Source organism: Pseudomonas lopnurensis (assembly GCF_015070855.1).
Lineage (GTDB): Bacteria > Pseudomonadota > Gammaproteobacteria > Pseudomonadales > Pseudomonadaceae > Stutzerimonas > Stutzerimonas lopnurensis.
The window spans coordinates 1036-20665 of record NZ_JADDIX010000054.1; the positions used below are offsets into that span (position 1 = coordinate 1036).

Genomic DNA, 19630 nt, shown 5'->3' on the forward strand with positions numbered 1-19630 from the left:
GCGCTCCGGCAGCGCCGGCTGCGCTGCCAGCGCCTTGGCGAAATCCGCCTTGCGTCGCGACGCATGGATCGCAAAAGACTGCCCGACGCCGTCGATGGCCATGCCCTGCCCCGGCACGTCGAGCAGACGCTGCCCGGCCTCGCCCAGCGCTACGCCGCCGACCCCGTGCGGATCGTCCGCCAGCAGCACGTAGGATTGCCTCGCACAACCGTTCAGCGCCGCGATTGCCAGCAGCGCCGCACTCAACTTCAGCAATAGCCGTTTCACTCGATCACCATCATCAACACGTGGCCGCCGCGCACCTGAACACGGCCCTCCGGCGTATCGACCGCGATCGCCAGGGGATCGAGGCGTGCGATATCGCCGGGAATCAGGCTCAGCGTGCCGCGCCTGAGCGTCGCGCGCAGGCGCAGCTCATCGCGCGCCGGGGCGAAGCGGTACTCTTCCAGGGTCAGTTCGCTGTGCGGGCCAAAGGAAAGCACGCTGCCGTCGTTGAGAATCACGCCCAGCGCGCCGTCGTCCCCGGTGCTCAACGCCACGCCCGGCAGGACCGCCTGGCCGACCTTCGCCGCATTGGTATGGCCGCGACTGCTGACATAGGCCGCGCCCGCCACCCTGGCCACATGCCCGCTGGGTTCGGGCAGGCTGCTCGCCGAGGCAGGCACCAGGCACACCGCCGGCACAACGCTCAATGCACGTAACAGGTACTTTTTCAGGTAGATCATCGGGATTCTCGAGTCGACAGGCTCGGCACGGGCTCACGTCAATCCGCACCCGCTGCACTAGGGCAGCCCAAAACGGCAAAAAATCCCCGCTCCGCCTGCCGACGTGCAAAACACCGCCCGCCGCATCGCATCGATGCGTTCCATCACGCACTTGACTTACTTGTCCTACGGCGCGACTCAACTTCTGCTCCGCCATCGTCCCTCGGTTTTTCGGGCGCACCACAGGCGGGCAATTCGCGGCGCAGCCAAAGCTGACCATTCGGCCCACTCACCCGGGAAATTGCTCAGAAAAAACAGCCGGATAACGCGTCGCCGCAATTCACTGGCACGGCCGCTGCACCTTTCAAGGCAGGCGTTATGCCCTGTTAGTACAAGTTGCTCAACCGCCAAGGTGATGACAATGAACAACCGGAATAGCCTGCTTGCAACCTCGTTTCTCGGATCGCTCATGGTGTTCGGCGGCCCGGCTTCCGCGGAGACCATCCGTATCGGCATCGGCCATCAGAGCATGGTCACCAATACCGTGTCCGGCGGCATCGTGCTGGAAAAGCTCGGCCTGCTGGACGAGCATTTGCCCAGGACCGGCAAATACCAGGATGCCGACTATCGGATCGAATTCCGCGACTACGATTCCGGCCCGCCGATTACCAACCAGATGCTCGCCGGCAAACTCGACTTCGGCGTCATGGGCGACTACCCACTGATCGTCAACGGCGCCAAGTTCCAGGAAACCGGCAAGCAACGCACACGCTTCATCGCGGTGACCGGCTACAACCTCAAGGGCACCGGCAACGGCATCGTGGTACCGGCGGCGTCTTCCGTGCAGAGCCTGCAGGACCTGGCCGGCAAGAGTCTCTCGACGCCGGTCGGCAGTGCCGCCTGGGGCATGACGCTCAAGGTGCTGCGCGACGCCGGCCTGTCCGACAAGGTCACCCTGGTCAATCAGGCGCCGCCGGTGGGCGCAGCCAACATCGCGGCGGGCAAGATCGACGCCCATGCCGACTTCTGCCCTTGGTCGGAAATCATGGAATTCCGCGGCACCGGCCGGAAGATCTACGACGGCAGCGAAGCCGGCATTCCCACCTTCCACGGCATCGTCGTGCGTGACGCCTTTGCGCAGAAATACCCCGAGGTCGTCGAGGGCGTGCTCAAGGCCACGCTCGCCGCGCAGCGGTGGATCAGTGAAGACCCGATGCGCGCCGCTACCCAGGTGGCCGAGTGGACCGGTGTCGACAAGGAAGTGCTCTACCTCTACTTCAGCGACGGCGGCATCTCGACCATGGAAGCGAGCATCAAGCCGCAATGGATCGAGGCGATGAAATACGACCATGCCCTGCTGCAGAAGGAAATGGACATTCCCGACCTCGATTTCGCCGCCTGGGTCGACGATTCCTATCTGAAGAAGGCCTACGCCGCGTCGAACCTCGATTACGCCGCCATGCTGCAAAGCGTGGTCAGCCCGACCCCACGGGCGTCTGGTCGCAAGCCCGCGGAAATCTGGTTCGCCGACAAGGGCATCGTCGCCTACGACAGCACCGCCGCGATGCTCGCCGCCGAAGCGCAAGCCAAGGCCGCGGGCCAATCGATCAACGCCACCTATGTCTACGACAACCTCAGCGGGCTGAAGCTGTTCGGCAAGGCCGCCTACCTGATCGAGGACCCGAGCGGCGAAGTCCTCGCCTTCATGAAGAAAAGCGACTCCGAGCGGCATATCGCCGAACGCGGCGGCGTGCCGCTGAGCGCCGCGCAGCCGGTCGCGATGTTGCCCTGATTCCGCTCGCCTGCGCCGCAGAGCGCGCGAATCAAACCTGAGCCGAGGAACGTAGCCATGAGTGTCAAGCCGAACCCGGTGTTCGATTCAGCCACGCCAGTGCCCGCAGCGGTAGCGGCGCCCACGCTGGAAGTTGCCGCCGCGCCCAGCCCGCCTGCTGCGCCGAGCGCAGCCGCCAGCAGTCAGCCGCGCAGACGCCTGCCGGAGATGACCGGCCGCTATCTGGTGCGCATCGCCGCGCTGTTGATGGCCCTGGTGGTCTGGCATTTCGCCGCCAGCAGCGGTTTCAACCTCTTCATCAACTTCGAGAACGTGCCGACGCCGGCGCTGGTGGGCCAGGCGCTGGTGACCCAGCTGTCCAGCTCGGAGTTCTACCTGCACATCGTCCACAGCATGGAGCGGATCGCCATCGCCTACGCCTATGCCGTGGTGCTGGGCGTGCTGACCGGCGTGATGATGGGCCGCTCGCGCTGGGCCGAAGACATCATCCTGCCGTACATCGAACTGTTCCGACCGATTCCGGCGGTGGCCTGGATCCCGTTGGCGATCCTGATGCTGCCCACCGAGCAGTCGAGCATCGTCTTCATCACCTTCCTCGGCGCCTTCTTCCCCATCGTGCTCAATACCGTGCACGGCGTGGAGCAGACGCCCGACGTGCTGGTCCGCGCAGCCCGCAGCCTGGGCGCGAGCAAGAAGGCCATTCTCTGGCACGTGGTGATCCCCGGCGCCATGCCGAGCATCGTCGCCGGGCTGGCGATCGGCATGGGCGTGGCCTGGTTCTCGCTGCTGGCCGGCGAAATCATCAGCGGCCAGTACGGCATCGGCTACTTCACCTGGACCTCCTACACCCTGGTCAAGTACCCGGAAATCATCATCGGCATGCTCACCATCGGCGGCCTCGGCACCCTCTGCACGCTACTCGTGCGCAAGGCCTGCGCGCCGCTGTTGCACTGGCAGGCAAAAGGAGGTCGGCCATGAACAGCGCCGTCCAGGACAACCGCCTCGCCGTGCTCGACCACAGCAGGCTGCGGGCGAAGGCCAATGCCAAGGGTGACGGCCGCGGCCACATCAGCGTGCGCAACCTGCACATCGAGTTCGAGCATCAGGGCGGCAAGCGCGCCGCGGTACAGGACGCCCAACTGGACATCCGTCCCGGCGAGTTCGTCTGCCTGCTCGGCCCGTCGGGCTGCGGCAAGTCGACCCTGCTCAACGCCATGGCCGGGTTCGTCAGTCCGACCCGCGGTGAGCTGACCATCGACGGCAAGGGCGTCGATGCGCCCAGCCCGGATCGCGGCATGGTGTTCCAGCAGCACTCGCTGTTTCCCTGGAAAACCGTGCGCGACAACGTCGCTTTCGGCCCGCTGATGGCCGGCGCATCGCGCAACGAGGCCTGCAGCGTGGCGCGCACCTTTCTGTCGCTGGTTGGCCTGGCCGCGTTCGAGGATGCCTACCCCGGCACGCTGTCGGGCGGCATGCAGCAGCGCGTCGGCATCGCCCGGGCGTTGGCCAACTACCCCAGCGTGCTGCTGATGGACGAGCCCTTCGGCGCGCTGGATGCGCAGACGCGCATCATGATGCAGGAGAACCTGCTGGAGATCTGGCGCGAGTTCAAGAACACCGTGGTGTTCGTGACCCACGATATCGACGAGGCGGTGTTTCTTTCCGACCGCATCGTGGTGATGAGCGCCAGCCCCGGACGGATCATCGCCGACATCAAGGTTTCGCTGCCCCGGCCGCGCGAGCAGAGCCTGCTCACCAGCGTCGATTTCATGGACTACAAGCGCCAGTGCCTGGACCTGATCCGGCAGGAAACCCTGCGCGCCTTCCAACAGCAGAACGGAGGCTGAAGCATGCGCGATCGCCGCCGTTTTTCGCCCCCTCTCGACATGACCTGTCATGACAGGCTGGAGCTCATGCAATGAAAGGAACCCAGCCACTCGCCCCGGGCCAGTCGCCGCTGCCGCTGTACGTGCAGATCCGCGACGACCTACGGCGCAAGATCCTCGAGGGCCGCTACGCCGTGCACGAGCGCCTGCCCTCGGAGAATGAGCTGATGAACGCCTTCGGCGTCAGCCGCATCACCATCCGCCAGGCGCTGCGCGACCTGCATAACGAGGGTCTGGTGTTCAGCGCCCAGGGCAAGGGCACCTACGTCAGCAAGCCGAAGGCGGTGCAGAACGTACAGCGCCTGCAGGGCTTCGGCGAAGCGATGGCGGCCCAGGGCTACGAAGCCACCGCGCGCCTGCTCTCTATTCAGGAACGCAAGCCACCCAAGGCCGTGGTCGCCGCGCTGCATTTGCTGACAGGCGAGGACGTGGTCGAGGTCAAGCGGGTGCGCTACCTCAACCGCGAGGCCGTCTGCGTCGAGAACAGCTACTTCCCGCTGGACATCGGCCGGCGAATGTTCGGCCTGGACCTGTCCGGCGACATCTTCCCGATGCTCGAAAACGCCTTCGGCATCGCCCTCGGACGCGCCGACATCGGCCTCGACGCCACCCTCGCCGACGAGGAACACCAGCACTACCTGGCGCTCAAGCCCGGCGAACCCATCCTGCGCGTCGAGCGGCTGACCCATGACCGCGCCGGCCGCCCCATCGACTTCGAATACCTCTGCTACCGCGGCGACGCATTCAAATACCAGTTCCGAGTGGATCGGAAATAGGAGGCGACATGACCACTATCAACGGCATCCCAGTCATCGACACCGACGTGCTGGTCATCGGCGGCGGCACCGCCGGCCCGATGGCCGCCGTGACCGTCAAGGAGCAGGACCCGACCCTCAAGGTCATCCTGCTGGAAAAGGCCAACGTCAAACGCTCCGGCGCCATCTCCATGGGCATGGACGGGCTCAACAACGCCGTGGTCCCCGGCCATGCCACGCCCGAGCAGTACGTCAAGGAAATCACCATCGCCAACGACGGCATCGTCCACCAGCCGGCGCTGATGGCCTACGCCCAGCGTTCCTTTTCGATGATCGAGAAGCTCGACTCCTGGGGCGTGCACTTCCAGAAGGACGAGACCGGCGACTACGACATGAAGAAGGTCCACCACCTCGGCACCTACGTGCTGCCGATGCCGGAAGGCCACAACGTCAAGAAGATCCTCTACCGCCGTCTGCGCCGCGTGCGGGTGGAGATCGAGAACCGCTTCCAGGCCACCCGCCTGCTCAAGGACCCGGACGGCAACATCGCCGGCATGATCGGGGTGAACACCCGCACCGCCGAGCCAATCATCATCCGCGCCAAGGCGGTGATCATGGCCACCGGTGCCGCCGGACGCATCGGCCTGCCGAACTCCGGCTACCTGTTCGGCACCTACGAGAACCCGGCCAACTGCGGCGACGGCCACGCCATGGCCTACCACGTCGGCGCCGACCTGGTGAACCTGGAGTGCTTCCAGGTCAACCCGCTGCTCAAGGACTACAACGGCCCGGCCTGCGCCTACGTCACCGGCCCGCTCGGCGGCTTCACCGCCAACGCCTATGGCGAGCGCTTCATCGAATGCGACTACTGGTCCGGGCAGATGATGCTGGAGTTCTTCAAGGAACTCGAATCGGGCACCGGCCCGGTGTTCCTCAAGCTCGATCATCTGGCCGAGGAAACCATCCAGGAAATCGAGACCGTCCTGCACACCAACGAGCGCCCGACCCGTGGCCGCTTCCACCAGGGCCGCCAGGTCGACTACCGCCAGCGCATGGTGGAAATGCACATCTCCGAGATCGGCTTCTGCTCCGGCCACTCGGCCTCCGGCGTCTGGACCGACGAGACCGGCGCGACCACCGTGCCCGGCCTCTACGGCGCCGGCGACATGGCCTCGGTGGCGCACAACTACATGCTCGGCGCCTTCGTCTACGGGCAGATCTGCGGGGAGAGCGCGGCGGCCTTCGTCAAGGAGCGCAGCGAGCCGGTACTCGACGAAACCTTCATCGCCGCCGAACTGGAACGCATCCAGGCGCCGCTTAAGGTCACCGACGGCATCCCGCCCGAGCAGATGGAATACAAGGTGCGGCGCCTGGTGAACGACTACCTGCAGCCGCCCAAGGTGACCAAGAAGATGGAGATCGGCCTGGAGCGCATCCTCGCGGTGCGCGAAGACGTGCCGAAGCTCGCCGCCGCCGACCCCCACGAACTGCTGCGTGCCCTGGAAGTGCAATCGATCATCGACTGCGCCGAGATGGCCGCGCGCGCCTCGCTGTACCGCACCGAGTCGCGCTGGGGCCTGTACCACTACCGCGTCGATTTCCCCGAGCAGGACAACGCCGAGTGGTTCTACCACAGCCGCCTGTTCAAGGACGCCAACGGCCAGATGGCCCATGGCAAGCGCCCGGTCGCCGATTACATCGTGCCGCTGGGCGAAGAAAAGGATGCCTACAGCAGGCTGCGGGTGAAGAAGGCGGCCAATGCCTGAAGCACGCCTACCCGAGCACCGTGATCGCCCATGAATTCGAGGAAATGACCATGCCCGTAGCCACCCATCGCGCCGCCGTCCCGGTCGTCGTCGACGAAGAGAAATGCATTGCCGAGAAGGGCTGCCGCGTCTGCATTGACGTCTGCCCGCTGGACGTCCTGTGGATCAACCCCGACACCGGCAAGGCGCACATGAAGTATGACGAATGCTGGTACTGCATGCCCTGCGAGACCGACTGCCCGACCGATGCGGTCAAGGTGAACATCCCGTACCTGCTGCGCTGAGGAGCCGCTGATGAAGACCTATGACGACCCCATGCTGCAACAGATCGCCGACAACCTCGCCTCCGACGACCCCGGCATCCGCCGCGTCGCGGTGCTCGAACTGGTCGACTGCGGCGAGCCGGAAGCCGCGGAACTGCTGATCCTGGCACTCAACGACCCAGACCCCGCGGTGCGCCAGGAGGCCGCCAAGGTGGTCGACGAATTCGACGCCGTCGATATCGCCGATGCGCTGATCGCCGCCCTGCAGGACAGCGACGAGGTGGTGCGCAACGCCGCCGCCCATGCCCTGGCCGACCTCAAGGACCCGGCCGCGGCGATGCCGCTGCTCGAAGCGCTGGCAGGCACCGCTGACCCCTTCGTGGTGGCCGGCATTCTGCGGGCGCTGAAACCGCTGCGCAATCCGGCCGCCCAGGCGCCGGCGCTGCAGCGTATGCAGGCAATCGATGCCGGGGTACGCCGCGAGGCGGTGGCGGTGCTCGGCTGGCTGAAGCAGACCGAAAACCTGCCGGCGCTGATGGAACGCGCCCAGCACGACGAGGACGCCGAAGTCCGCCGCGCCGCCACCGGCGCCCTGGTCTACGCCACGCCCGAGCAGGTCGGTCCGACCCTGGTGGGGCTGCTGCACGACGCGCACTGGCAGGTGCGCGTCGAGGCCGCAGTGAGCATCGGCAAGCTCGACTACCAGGCCGCCCTGCAGCCGCTGGTCGAGGCCACCCACGACAGTTTCTGGCAGGTCCGCGAGAAAGCCGTGGATGCCCTCGGCAAGCTCGGCGCGATCGGTGCCATCCCGGCGCTGGGCGTCTGCGCCCGCGACCCGATGAGCAACCTGCGCAAGGCCGCCATCGGCGCGCTCGGAGCCATCGCCCACAACGATGGCCGGCCCTTCGTCGAAGCGGCGATGGACGACCCGGACCCGGACGTGCGCAAGCTGGCCCGCTGGGCCATATCCAAACTCGACGCCGCCGCCTGATGAACATGTAGGGCGAGGTGCAACCCGCCGATCGGACTACGTTCGGCGGGTTTCACCCGCCCTACGAATGACCAACCGACAGACCGGGTACGGCGGGTGCAACCCGCCGAAAGCTGCACCACGCGGGAGAAAACGAGATGACCTATGTAGTGACCGAGAACTGCATCCGCTGCAAGTACACCGACTGCGTCGAAGTCTGCCCGGCCGACTGCTTCCACGAGGGCCCGAACTTCCTCGTGATCAACCCCGAGACCTGCATCGACTGCAGTCTCTGCGCACCGGAATGCCCGGCCGACGCGATCTTCGCCGACAACGCGCTGCCCGCCGAGCAGAGCCATTTCATCGAACTCAACGCCGAGCTGGCCGAGGTCTGGCCGGTGATCACCCAGACCAACAGTCCGCTGGCCGAAGCCGACACCTGGGTCGATCGGAGCGACAAGCTGCAGTTCCTGGAGCGCTGAGCCATGCCCGAACTTGTCATGACGAGTTGGCCCCGCCGCGCCCTGCTGGCGCTGCTGATCGGCAACGCGGCCCTGACCGGCAGCGCACGGCCGGTCGAGGACCAGAGCCGCTTCGTCAGGACGCCGGAAACCCCTGCCCTGATGGTGCTGGACGGCTATCCGCCGCGCCTGCTCGGGGCCTTTTGCCAGATTGGTTGAGGAGTTGCCCATGACCACCCAGACCCTGATCGCCCCGCCCACGGAAATTCGCCTGCGCAAGGCGCAGAAGATGCTCGAAGTGCTCTGGTCCGACGGCGTGCGTAGCCAGCTGAGCTGCCTCGCGCTGCGCAAATCCTGCGCCTGCTCGATGTGCGCCCAGGCGCAGCAGCGCGGCGCGCTGACACTGATCGACGCCGACGTCGGTGTCGATCGGCTGGAGGTATCCGGCATCAGCGGCGTGCAGTTCCATTTCAGCGACGGCCACTACCGCGGGCTTTATCCCTGGGCCTACCTGCGGGAACTGGGGGAGCGGCTGCAATGACCAGCCGCGCCCAGCAACTGCTCGCACCGCCTTTCGCCGCGGCCTGCCGGCTCTATCCCGGCGCGGCCCTGTGCGGAGTGCTGGCGCTGGCCGGCAGCTTTCTGGCCGAGCATTATGCGGCGCCGACACTGATGCTGGTTCTGTTGCTGGGGTTCGGCTTCGCCAACCAGGCCGCCGATGCACGCATGCAGGTCGGCGTCAGCTTCTGCAGCCGCCATGTGCTGCGTATCGGCGTGGCACTGCTGGGCGCGCGGATCGGCGTCGAACAGCTGCTCAGCGTCGGCAGCCTGCCATTGCTGATCGTGCTGACCAGCGTGCCGCTGGTGATCGGCGCGGCATTGCTGCTGGGCCACTGGCTGGGCCTGCCGCGGCTGCACAGCCTGGTCGCCGGCGTGGCGGTGGCGATCTGCGGCGTGTCGGCGGCGATCGCGGTGGCCGCGGTGATTCCCGCCGGGCGGCTGGAGGAGCGGCGGCTGCTCGGCGTGGTGGTCGGCGTCACCGCCCTGGGCAGCCTGTCGATGCTGATCTACCCGCCGCTGCTCGGCGCGCTGCGATACGACGACGTGCAGAGCGGCCTGCTGCTCGGCGCCAGCATCCATGACGTGGCCCAGGCCGCCGGGGCCGGCTATCTGCTGTCCGATAAGGCCGGCGACGTCGCCACCCTGACCAAACTGTTGCGCGTCGCACTGCTGGCACCGCTGGTGTTGCTGCTCGGCTGGCTGCTGCGCCGCGGCGACTCCGGCAACGCCGAGCTTCCATTGTTCCTGCTCGGCTTTCTCGCCCTGTTCGGGCTGAACAGCCTCGGCTGGCTGCCGGTCGGGCTGCGCGAGGGGCTCATTGCCGCATCCAATGCCTGCCTGCTGGTCACCATGGCCGCGCTCGGCATGCGCACCCCCCTGGGCGAACTGTTCGCCCAGGGCTGGCGGCCAATGCTGCTGCTGATAGCGCTCAGCATCGGTCTGCTGCTGGCTGCGATGGGGATGCTGGCGCTGGCCCCGCCCTGACGATTTTTTCCTGCCTCGTTTCCCTTTTGACTGTTGGAGGATTTGCCATGGCTGCAATCGGTACCGAAAGCGTTCTCAGCGTCCGTCACTGGAACGACACCCTGTTCAGCTTCACCACCACCCGTGATCCTGGCCTGCGCTTCGAGAATGGCCATTTCGTGATGATCGGCCTCGGTGTCGAGGGCAAACCGCTGATGCGCGCCTACAGCATCGTCAGCGCCAACCATGACGAGCACCTGGAATTTCTCAGCATCAAGGTGCCGGACGGCCCGCTCACCTCGCGCCTGCAGCATCTGAAGGCAGGCGATCCGATCCTGGTCAGCCGCAAGCCGGTCGGCACCCTGGTCATGCACGACCTGCGGCCCGGCAAGCACCTCTACCTGTTCGGCACCGGCACCGGGCTCGCGCCGTTCATGAGCATCGTCCGCGACCCGGAGGCCTACGAACGCTTCGACAAGATCGTGCTGGTGCATTGCGTGCGTCGCGTCAGCGAGCTGGCCTATCACGACTACTTGACGCAGCAACTGCCGGAACATGAGTTTCTTGGCGAGGACGTACGCGCCAAACTCATCTATTACCCCACCGTCACCCGCGAGCCGTTTCGCAACCAGGGCCGCATCACCAGCCTGATCGAGAGCGGCAAGCTCGCCGGCGACATCGACCTGCCGCGGCTGAACCCCGACAGCGACCGGGTGATGCTCTGCGGCAGCCCGGCGATGCTCGACGAGCTGAGCGCCATGCTCGACACCATGGGTTTCGAGGTCTCGCCACAGCAGGGCGAGCCGGGCGACTACGTGATCGAGCGGGCCTTCGTGGAGAAATAGCCGAGCACCGCTCGCAGAGCGCACCGATGGCCGGCCGGTTCCCATCCGCGCCGGTCATTCGTCGCAAACCCGCCTTCCGTTCGTCGTGTGATCGTTCGGGCGGTGTCGCTTGCCGTATCCTCGCCGCTGTCGGTAGGTCAATATCCGACCAGCGGTCTGGCACATAACCTTCATCCAACATGCTAGCGGCCGCATGCACCTGCCTGGGTGCGCATGCGGGTACTCACGCCCGCCCCAAAAACTGTGGTCCGCCTGCGAGGCGGTTGTTTTGTCGATGCGTCGGGTTTCCCGATTGGATGTGAAATGAAGAAACCACGTCTGCTGCAAGGTCGCCACGGCCTTGCGCTGTTCATTTTCCCGCTGTTGCTGCTCGGTGCCCTGGCCTGGTGGCAGCTGCAGCCCGACGCCCCGGGCGAAGCCCCTGCCGCCGGCCCGGCGGCGGTCATGCTCGCCGAACTGCAGGCATCCAGCGACGCCTGGAAAGCCAGCCGCGGCGATCTCTCCAGGCTGATGAGCGACCTGCGCAACGGCGCCATCGCCAGCGCCGCCGTGGGCACCGATGCGGTCTACGTCACCACCGCCAGCGATCAGCGCTACTGGGTGCCGGACCAGGCCGGACGCGTCGCCGCGTTGCTACTCGAGCACTACGCCGGCAGTAATGGCGAGCTGTTCCCGCTGACGCTGTTCCAGACCGATGCCGAAAAGCCGCTCTACAAGATGCTGCTGCCGTACTCGCCGATCGCCCTGCTGCTGCTCGCCGGCGCGATCTACTTCGGTCTGAAGACCCGCAGTTTCCAGGTGCAGCGCAAGGGCAGCGGCATCACCTTCGCCGACGTCATCGGCGCCGCCGAAGCCAAGCAGGCCCTGCGCGACGTCACCGCCTACCTGCGCGACCCGACGGCCTACGCCAGGCTCGGCGCCCGCCCACCCAAGGGCGTGCTGCTGACCGGCGAACCGGGCACCGGCAAGACCCAGCTGGCCAAGGCCCTGGCCAGCGAATCCAACGCCAGTTTCATCCAGGTCACCGGCAGCGACTTTTCCTCGATGTACTTCGGCGTGGGCATCCAGAAAGTGAAGTCGCTGTTTCGCACCGCGCGCAAGCAGGCGCCGTGCATCATCTTCATCGACGAAATCGACGGCATCGGCAAACGCGCCGAGCAGCAGCGCTCCAGCGATGCCGAGAGCAATCGCATCATCAACCAGTTCCTCGCCGAGATGGATGGCTTCGACGGTGCCAGCGGCGTGCTGGTGCTGGGCGCGACCAATTTCCCCAACTCGCTCGATCCGGCGCTGGTGCGCGAAGGCCGCTTCGACCGCTCGATCGCCGTCGGCCTGCCGGGGCTGGAAGATCGCGAAGCGCTGTTCCGCCTGTATGCCGGCAAGATCAGCGCGGCGCCCGGGCTGGATCTCGCCCAGCTGGCGCGCAACACCGTCGGCCTGACGCCGGCGGCCATCGCCTATATCGTCAATCATGCCGCGCTGCTGGCCGCCCGCGCCGGCGCCACGCAGGTGGAGATGAGCCACGTCGTCGATGCCGTCGAGACCTGCCGCATCGGAGAACAGCCATCCGGCGTGACGCCGATGTCGCCGGCCGATCGCAAGCGCATCGCCGTGCACGAGGCCGGGCACGCGCTGGTGGCCGCCGAACTCAAGGTCGGCCGGGTGGAGAAGGTCACCATCCTGCCGCGCGGCCAGGCCCTCGGCGTGACGCTGGTGACGCCGGTGGAGGACAAGCGCCTGCACATGGAGTCCGAGCTGCGCAACCGCATCCAGATGCTGCTGGCCGGCCGCTGCGCCGAGCAGCTGTACTTCCATGAGGTGTCCTCTGGTGCCGGCCAGGACCTGCAGGAAGCCTCGAAGATCGCCCTGTCGATGGTCGGCGCCCTGGGCATGGGCCCGAAAGGCTCGCTGCTGAGCCTGCAGGCGGTGCGCGACGCCCACCTGGAAAGCGATCCGCGCGAGGCGCTGGAAGCGGCCGACGAGCTGCTGCAGCAGCTCAATCGCGACTGCATGGCGCTGCTGCTACGCCTCAGGCCGGCGCTGGACCACGTCACCGAGCGCCTGCTGGAAACGGAAACCGTGCCCGGCGAGGACGTGCTGGCCGCCATCGCCGAGCTGCCCGCCGCCCACCACCACGGCGTCAGCCCGCTGCACGCCCCGGGTGCGCATGGCCTGGAGCGGGTCGCCGCCAGCGGCTACGAGAATCCGGCCGACGCGCTGTTCGAGCTGGTCGCCGGGGAAGCGCAACAGGAACAGGAGCCCCAGGGCCCGGGCATGGCCTGAAGCGGCGGCGGCACACGAACGCCGCCCTCGCCTCAGGGCAACAGCACCAGGCGATTGGGCAGTTCGTTGCGTTCGTGGGTCTTCGGCACGTGCTGCGCCAGCAGCGCGCCGCTGGCTTCGATGCAGCCGAGGAATCCTTCGAGCACCTGCCCTTGCTTCACCCGTTCGGTGAAGGTCGCGACGATCGATTCCCAGGCGGCATTGTCGATGCGGCTGGAAATGCCGCGGTCGACCAGAATCTCCACGTAGCGCTCGGCCTCGGAGACGAAGATCAGCACGCCGGTATCGGCGTCGGTGTGGTGCAGGTTGAGCTCGATGAACTGCCGCCGAGCCAGATTGCAGGCCCGCCAGTGGCGCACCGAACGCGGGATCAGGCGGCTGGTCAGTGCCGGGCTGCGGAACGCCCAGGCCAGCACGATGAAGGTCGCCCATTGCACCAGCAACAGTTGCCAGGCGCCCAGCCAGCCGGTGAAGAACAGCGCGGCGCCGGGTACCAGCAATGCGATCAGGCTGGCCCAGAGCAGCGGGATATAGCGGTAGTCGTCGGCCTGGGCGGCGAGCACCGTCACCACTTCGGCATCGGTGTCGTGCTCGATCCGGTCGATCGCCTCGGCCACCTGTTGCAGTTCGCTTTCGCTCAGTAAGGTCATTGCGCGTCCATTATCGAATTACCAGCCGCCGGAGGCGCCACCGCCACCGAAGCCGCCACCGCCGCCGCCGAAACCTCCGCCACCGAAGCCCCCGCCGCCAAAGCCGCCACCGCGGCCCATGCCGCCCAGCAGCGCCCCGAGCAGCAAGGCGCGGCGGCCACCGCCACGTCCGCCACGGCCACCACCAATGACGAAGATCGCTACCAGCATCAGGAAAAACCCCAATATGCCCAGCCCACCGGGCTGCTGCTGCCCCATTGGCATCACCGGGCGCAGCTCCGGCGGCAGCGGGTCGCCGCCGAGTACCTTGATCATCGCCGCCGCGCCCTCCGTGATGCCCGCGGTGAAGTCGCCACGCTGGAACGCTGGAGCGATGATGCGGTTGATGATCACCGAGGACTGCGCATCGGTCAGCCGGCCCTCCAGCCCGTAGCCGACCTCGATACGGATCTTGCGGTCATCGCGGGCGACGATCAGCAGCGCACCGTTGTCCTCGCCCTTCTGCCCGATGCCCCAGCTGCGACCCAGCTCCACGCCGAACTCCTCGATGCTGCGCCCTTGCAGATCCGGCACGGTGACCACCACGAGCTGCTCGCCGCTCGCCTGCTCGTGGGCGGCGAGCAGGCTGGTCAGACGCGCCTCGGCCTGGGCATCGAGCAGCTCGGCCTGGTCCACCACCCGGCCGCTCAGCGCCGGCAGGCCGGCTTGCTGGGCCGAGGCGCCAGTGGCGCAGACCAGCAGGCCGAGTATCAGTGCCAGCGCCCGGATCATTGGAACTGGACTTGCGGCGCCTGCTCGGCGTTCTCGGCCGTGGCCTCGAAGTTCTCGCGGATCGGCATGTCGCTGTACATCAGCTTGTGCCAGATGCGCCCGGGGAAGGTGCGGATCTCGGTGTTGTAGCGTTCCACCGCGGCGATGAAATCGCGCCGGGCCACGGCGATACGGTTCTCGGTGCCTTCGAGCTGCGACTGCAGGGCAAGGAAGTTCTGGTTGGACTTGAGCTCCGGATAGCGCTCGGACACCGCCATCAGCCGGCTCAAGGCGCCGGTCAACTGGTTCTGCGCCGCCTGGAAGCGCTGCAGTTGCTGCGGGTCGTCCAGCGTGGCGGCGTCGACCTGGATCGAGGTGGCCCTGGCGCGCGCCTCGACCACGGCGGTGAGGGTTTCCTGCTCCTGGCGGGCGAAGCCCTTGACCGTCTCCACCAGGTTGGGAATCAGGTCGGCGCGGCGCTGGTACTGGTTCTCCACCTGCGACCAGGCGGCCTTGACCTGCTCGTCGTAGGTCGGAATGTTGTTGATGCCGCAGCCGGCGAGCAGCCAGGAGAGAAGAACGACAACCGTCAGGTGCCAGCTGAATCTGAAGCGCTGCATATACATGGTCCGCTCGTCCATCCGTTATCGATACTGGAATGATACTGGAATAAGGATAGCCAAGCGTCGCGAGAGTTCAGGCTGCGAAGAGCAAACCGCCTGCGCCGGTCCATTGCTAGGTCTGCCAGGGCGCCCGTGCCAGCAGAACGGCGCAGCGCTCGTGCAGGTGCTCGCGCAACAGCCGCACCGGTTTGCTCAGCTGCGCGCGATGGGCGCAGAGCAGGCTGAGCGGCGCCACCTCGCCGAGGCACTGCGGCAGCAACACGCGCAAGCGGTCCGCGGCGACATCGTCGGCGATATCCAGCCACGACTTGTAGGCCAGCCCGGCTCCGGCGAGCGCCCAGCGCCTTACCACATCGGCGTCATCGCTGACCCGGTCGCCAGCGACCTGCACCTCGAGTTGCCGGCGCCCCTCATGGAAACACCAGCGGTCGTGCACGCGCCCGGCCAGCATGAAGCGCAGGCAATTGTGCTCGCGCAAGTCCTCCAGCCGGCGCGGCACCCCGTGACGCTGCAGATACGCTGGCGCAGCGCACAGCACCCGCCGATTGGCGGCGGCGACAGGCAGCGCCACCAGGCTGGAATCTTCCGGAGCGCCGTAGCGCAGGACGATATCCACCGGCTGGCGGAACAGATCGGTGAGCCCGTCGCCCAGCAGCAGCCGAACCTGCAGCTGGGGGTGGCGCGCCTGGAACGCGTCCAGCCAGGGCAGCAGCACGTTGCGACCGAAATCCGAAGGTGCCGAGAGCTGCAGCACGCCGCTGATCGCCTCCCGCCCACCGGCGAGCAGTTGCGTACCCTCCGCCAGGCTGGCCAGCGCCGCCCGGGCATGGCCGAGGAACAACTCGCCCTCGGCCGTCAGCCGCAGGCTGCGCGTCGAGCGTACGAACAGCCGCGCGTCGAGTGCGCTTTCGAGGCGCTTCAACGCCGCGCTGGCCACCGCCGGTGAGATGTCCAGCACCCGCGCGGCGGCCGAAAGGCTGCCGGCCTCGGCCGTTCGAACGAACAAGTGCAGGTCGTCGAAGCGCAGCATTTTCAAAATCCTGTTGAAAGAGCCTCGCTTATCGCCCCGTTTTTCCTCCGCGTCAAATAAACGAGGATGCCAGAACTCATCCGCCCCTATGGAGAAACCCCATGAAAGCCGTCGCCTACCTCGACTCCCTTCCGGTAGAGCATCCCGAAGCCCTGCTGGACGTCGAATTGCCCGAACCGGTGCCGGGCCCACGCGACCTGCTGGTGGAGGTGCGCGCCATCTCGGTCAACCCGGTGGACACCAAGGTACGCCGCAACACGCAGCCCGAGCCGAATCAGCCGAAGGTACTGGGCTGGGACGTCGCCGGCGTGGTGGTGGCGGTCGGCAGCGAGACCAGTCTGTTCAAGGTCGGCGACGAGGTCTTCTACGCCGGTTCGATCGCCCGTGCCGGCGCCAATAGCGAACGGCACCTGGTGGACGAGCGCATCGTCGGGCGCAAGCCCCGGAGCCTCGACTTCGCCGAGGCCGCCGCACTGCCGCTGACCGCCATCACCGCCTGGGAACTGCTGTTCGAGCGCCTGCAGCTGGTCGAAGGCCAGGGTGCCGGTCAGCAGTTGCTGATCGTCGGCGCCGCCGGCGGCGTCGGTTCGATCATGCTGCAGCTGGCCCGCCAGTTGACCGAAGTCAGCGTGATCGCCACCGCCTCGCGCCCGGAAACCCAGGCCTGGGCACGCGAGCTGGGCGCCCATCACGTCATCGATCACAGCCAGCCGCTGCAGGGCGAGCTGCAGCGCGCCGGCTTCGCCAGCGTGAGCCATGTCGCCAGCCTGACCCAGACCGACCGCCACTTCGACCAGTTGGTCGAAGCCCTGGCGCCGCAGGGCCGCCTCGGGCTGATCGACGACCCGGCCCAGGCGCTGGACGTGATGAAGCTCAAGCGCAAGAGCCTGTCGCTGCACTGGGAGCTGATGTTCACCCGTTCGCTGTTCGAGACGCCGGACATGATCGCGCAGCACCGCCTGCTGCAGCGGGTCAGCGCGCTGGTCGACGAAGGTGTGCTGCGCACCACGCTCGGCGAGCACTTCGGCACCATCAACGCGGCCAACCTGCGCCGCGCCCATGCCCTGCTGGAAAGCGGCAAGGCCAAGGGCAAGATCGTGCTGGAAGGGTTCTGACGGCCTGCTAGGGTCAGTTGTCGTTTCGTCGCGAGCCGCGAAGGAAATGGCAACAGCCTCTAGATGACGCCGGCTTCGCGCAGCCCGGCGATCTGCTCTTCGCTCATGCCCAGCAGGCGCCGCAACAGCGCCTCGCTGTGCTCACCGAGCAGCGGCGGTGGGTTGCGGTAGGCCACCGGCGAGGCGGACAGGCGCAGCGGGCTGGCCACCTGCGGCACGCTGCCGGACAGCGGATGCGCCATCTCGACCTTCAGGCCGCGGTGCCGCACCTGCGGATCGGCGAATACCTGCGCCAGGTCGTTGATCGGCCCGCAGGGCACCCCGGCCTGCTCCAGCGCCGCCACCCATTCGGCGGTGCTGCGAAACACCGTGGCCTGGCGGATCAGCGGAATCAGCTCGGCGCGATGGGCGACCCGTGCCTTGTTGCTGGCGAAGCGCGGGTCCTGCGCCCACTCCGGATGCCCGGCCACCTCGCAGAAGCGACGGAACTGCCCATCGTTGCCGACGGTGAGAATGATGTCGCCATCGGCCGTGGGAAAATCCTGGTAGGGCACGATGTTCGGATGGGCATTGCCCATGCGCCTGGGCGACACGCCGGTGGCCAGGTAGTTGAGCGCCTGGTTGCCGAGGCAGGCGACCTGCACGTCCAGTAGCGCGGTATCGATGTACTGGCCGAGGCCGCTCTGCTCACGATGATTCAGCGCCGCCATCACGCCGACCGCGGCGTACAGCCCGGTGAGTATGTCGGTCAGCGCCACGCCGACCTTGATCGGCCCGGCACCTTCCTCGCCGTCGGCACGGCCGGTCAGGCTCATCAGACCGCCGAGGCCCTGGATCATGAAGTCGTAGCCGGCGCGCTGGGCGTAGGGCCCGTCCTGGCCGAAACCGGTGATCGAGCAATAGACCAGCCGCGGATTGATCGCCTTGAGGCTTTGGTAGTCCAACCCGTAGGCCGCCAGCCCGCCGACCTTGAAGTTTTCCAGCAGCACGTCGCACTGCGCCGCCAGCTCGCGGACGATGCGCTGCCCCTCGGCCTGGGTGAAATCCACGGTCAGCGACTGCTTGTTGCGGTTGGCGGCCAGGTAGTAGGCGGCTTCGGAGGTATCGGCGCCCTGTTCGTCGCGCAGGAACGGCGGCCCCCAGTGGCGGGTGTCATCGCCGGTGCCAGGCCGCTCGACCTTGATCACCTCGGCACCGAGGTCGCCGAGAATCTGCCCGCACCAGGGCCCGGCGAGCACGCGGGACAGGTCGAGGACGCGGATATGGGACAGGGCGCCGGACATGGGAAGCCTCAAGCTGCAAGCTTCAAGCCGCAAGAGTTGCAGCCTGAAGCCGGGTTACGGATGAGCATGCTTTTAGCTTGCCGCTTGTAGCTTGCGGCTTGCCGCTCAACAAAACGCCTGGATACCCGTCTGCGCCCGCCCGAGGATCAGCGCATGCACGTCGTGGGTGCCTTCGTAGGTGTTGACCACCTCGAGGTTGACCAGATGCCGCGCCACGCCGAACTCGTCGCTGATGCCGTTGCCGCCCAGCATGTCGCGGGCCATGCGCGCCACGTCCAGCGCCTTGCCGCAACTGTTGCGCTTCATGATCGAGGTGATCTCCACCGCCGCCGTGCCCTCGTCCTTCATGCGCCCAAGGCGCAGGCAACCCTGCAGGGCGAGGGTGATTTCGGTCTGCATGTCGGCGAGTTTCTTCTGGATCAGCTGGTTGGCCGCCAGCGGACGGCCGAACTGCTGGCGGTCGAGCACGTACTGGCGGGCGGCATGCCAGCAGAACTCGGCGGCGCCCAGCGCGCCCCAGCTGATGCCGTAGCGCGCACTGTTCAGGCAGGTGAACGGCCCCTTCAAGCCGCGCACCTCGGGGAAGGCGTTCTCTTCGGGGCAGAACACGTTGTCCATCACGATCTCGCCGGTGATCGACGCGCGCAGGCCGACCTTGCCATGGATCGCCGGGGCGGTCAGGCCTTGCCAGCCCTTCTCCAGTACGAAGCCGCGAATCTGCCCTTCGTCGTCCTTGGCCCAGACCACGAAGACGTCGGCGATCGGGCTGTTGGTGATCCACATCTTGCTGCCACTGAGGCGATAGCCGCCATCGACCTTCTTCGCCCGGGTGACCATCGAGCCCGGATCGGAGCCATGGTTCGGCTCGGTCAGGCCGAAGCAGCCGATCCATTCGCCGCTGGCGAGCTTGGGCAGGTACTTCTGCTTGGT

At 66.9% G+C, this 19630-nt stretch carries 21 protein-coding genes and 1 pseudogene; 14 read left to right on the top strand and 8 right to left on the bottom strand.

The features are described 5' to 3' along the window. Window positions 1-267: pseudogene (locus IN820_RS22605) on the bottom strand (OmpA family protein); the annotation flags it as partial. Beyond that, window positions 264-725, bottom strand: a complete 462-nt coding sequence (locus tag IN820_RS10375; RefSeq protein WP_193680906.1) for a FecR domain-containing protein — start codon at window positions 723-725, stop codon at window positions 264-266. The gene IN820_RS10375 and the pseudogene IN820_RS22605, both read right to left, overlap by 4 nt. 400 nt (window positions 726-1125) lie before the next feature. On the opposite strand from IN820_RS10375, the gene IN820_RS10380 reads away from it, so the two are divergent. The 13 genes from IN820_RS10380 to IN820_RS10440 all read left to right on the top strand — a co-directional run bounded on the left by IN820_RS10380 (window position 1126) and on the right by IN820_RS10440 (window position 13249). Next, entirely contained in the window at window positions 1126-2496 is a 1371-nt protein-coding gene (locus IN820_RS10380) for an ABC transporter substrate-binding protein (protein ID WP_193680907.1), read from the top strand. 57 nt (window positions 2497-2553) lie between these two features. After that, window positions 2554-3474 (top strand): ABC transporter permease, encoded by a 921-nt coding sequence (locus IN820_RS10385; protein ID WP_235989124.1) that lies wholly within the window; start codon window positions 2554-2556, stop codon window positions 3472-3474. Next, complete coding sequence (locus IN820_RS10390) at window positions 3471-4343, top strand: ABC transporter ATP-binding protein (RefSeq protein WP_193680908.1); 873 nt, start codon at window positions 3471-3473, stop codon at window positions 4341-4343. Before IN820_RS10385 ends, IN820_RS10390 begins: the two co-directional genes overlap by 4 nt. Before the next feature lie 71 nt (window positions 4344-4414). Then, window positions 4415-5158 carry a GntR family transcriptional regulator gene (locus IN820_RS10395; RefSeq protein WP_193680909.1) on the top strand — a complete coding sequence of 248 codons (744 nt, stop codon included), beginning with the start codon at window positions 4415-4417 and terminating at the stop codon, window positions 5156-5158. A gap of 8 nt (window positions 5159-5166) precedes the next feature. Next, on the top strand, window positions 5167-6903 hold the full coding sequence (locus IN820_RS10400) for a fumarate reductase/succinate dehydrogenase flavoprotein subunit (RefSeq protein WP_193680910.1): 1737 nt from the start codon (window positions 5167-5169) through the stop codon (window positions 6901-6903). A gap of 50 nt (window positions 6904-6953) precedes the next feature. After that, on the top strand, window positions 6954-7187 hold the full coding sequence (locus tag IN820_RS10405; RefSeq protein WP_193680911.1) for a 4Fe-4S dicluster domain-containing protein: 234 nt from the start codon (window positions 6954-6956) through the stop codon (window positions 7185-7187). A gap of 10 nt (window positions 7188-7197) precedes the next feature. Beyond that, the gene (locus IN820_RS10410; protein ID WP_193680912.1) at window positions 7198-8157 is read left to right on the top strand and encodes a HEAT repeat domain-containing protein; all 960 of its coding nucleotides are present in this window, start codon (window positions 7198-7200) and stop codon (window positions 8155-8157) included. A gap of 137 nt (window positions 8158-8294) precedes the next feature. Then, window positions 8295-8618, top strand: a complete 324-nt coding sequence (gene fdxA, locus IN820_RS10415; protein WP_193680913.1) for a ferredoxin FdxA — start codon at window positions 8295-8297, stop codon at window positions 8616-8618. An 18-nt stretch (window positions 8619-8636) separates the two neighbouring features. Next, complete coding sequence (locus IN820_RS10420; RefSeq protein WP_235989125.1) at window positions 8637-8816, top strand: hypothetical protein; 180 nt, start codon at window positions 8637-8639, stop codon at window positions 8814-8816. A 10-nt stretch (window positions 8817-8826) separates the two neighbouring features. Further along, complete coding sequence (locus IN820_RS10425; protein ID WP_003296171.1) at window positions 8827-9138, top strand: gamma-butyrobetaine hydroxylase-like domain-containing protein; 312 nt, start codon at window positions 8827-8829, stop codon at window positions 9136-9138. After that, window positions 9135-10142, top strand: a complete 1008-nt coding sequence (locus tag IN820_RS10430) for a YeiH family protein (RefSeq protein ID WP_193680915.1) — start codon at window positions 9135-9137, stop codon at window positions 10140-10142. The genes IN820_RS10425 and IN820_RS10430 overlap by 4 nt, the downstream gene beginning before the upstream one ends. Window positions 10143-10189: 47 nt before the next feature. After that, on the top strand, window positions 10190-10966 hold the full coding sequence (locus IN820_RS10435; RefSeq protein ID WP_193680916.1) for a ferredoxin--NADP reductase: 777 nt from the start codon (window positions 10190-10192) through the stop codon (window positions 10964-10966). 303 nt (window positions 10967-11269) lie between these two features. Beyond that, window positions 11270-13249, top strand: a complete 1980-nt coding sequence (locus tag IN820_RS10440) for an AAA family ATPase (protein WP_193680917.1) — start codon at window positions 11270-11272, stop codon at window positions 13247-13249. Window positions 13250-13281: 32 nt separating this feature from the next. On the opposite strand, the gene IN820_RS10445 is transcribed toward IN820_RS10440, so the two are convergent. From IN820_RS10445 to IN820_RS10460, 4 genes are all read right to left on the bottom strand, one after another. Next, the gene (locus tag IN820_RS10445; protein WP_193680918.1) at window positions 13282-13899 is read right to left on the bottom strand and encodes a TPM domain-containing protein; all 618 of its coding nucleotides are present in this window, start codon (window positions 13897-13899) and stop codon (window positions 13282-13284) included. Between the two features lie 18 nt (window positions 13900-13917). Further along, a complete protein-coding gene (locus IN820_RS10450; RefSeq protein ID WP_193680919.1) occupies window positions 13918-14670 on the bottom strand; it encodes a TPM domain-containing protein in 753 nt (250 codons plus the stop codon). Continuing rightward, window positions 14667-15275, bottom strand: a complete 609-nt coding sequence (locus tag IN820_RS10455; RefSeq protein WP_235989126.1) for a LemA family protein — start codon at window positions 15273-15275, stop codon at window positions 14667-14669. Before IN820_RS10455 ends, IN820_RS10450 begins: the two co-directional genes overlap by 4 nt. 109 nt (window positions 15276-15384) lie before the next feature. Further along, on the bottom strand, window positions 15385-16302 hold the full coding sequence (locus IN820_RS10460) for a LysR family transcriptional regulator (protein WP_193680921.1): 918 nt from the start codon (window positions 16300-16302) through the stop codon (window positions 15385-15387). 101 nt (window positions 16303-16403) lie between these two features. On the opposite strand from IN820_RS10460, the gene IN820_RS10465 reads away from it, so the two are divergent. Continuing rightward, the gene (locus IN820_RS10465; protein WP_193680922.1) at window positions 16404-17417 is read left to right on the top strand and encodes a zinc-binding alcohol dehydrogenase family protein; all 1014 of its coding nucleotides are present in this window, start codon (window positions 16404-16406) and stop codon (window positions 17415-17417) included. Window positions 17418-17476: 59 nt separating this feature from the next. Here the strand turns inward: IN820_RS10465 and IN820_RS10470 are convergent, their stop codons facing one another. Both IN820_RS10470 and IN820_RS10475 read right to left on the bottom strand, forming a co-directional pair. Continuing rightward, entirely contained in the window at window positions 17477-18700 is a 1224-nt protein-coding gene (locus tag IN820_RS10470; RefSeq protein WP_193680923.1) for a CaiB/BaiF CoA transferase family protein, read from the bottom strand. 105 nt (window positions 18701-18805) lie between these two features. Next, window positions 18806-19630 (bottom strand): acyl-CoA dehydrogenase family protein (locus IN820_RS10475; protein WP_193680924.1); only part of this gene is annotated, 825 nt, incomplete at its 5' end.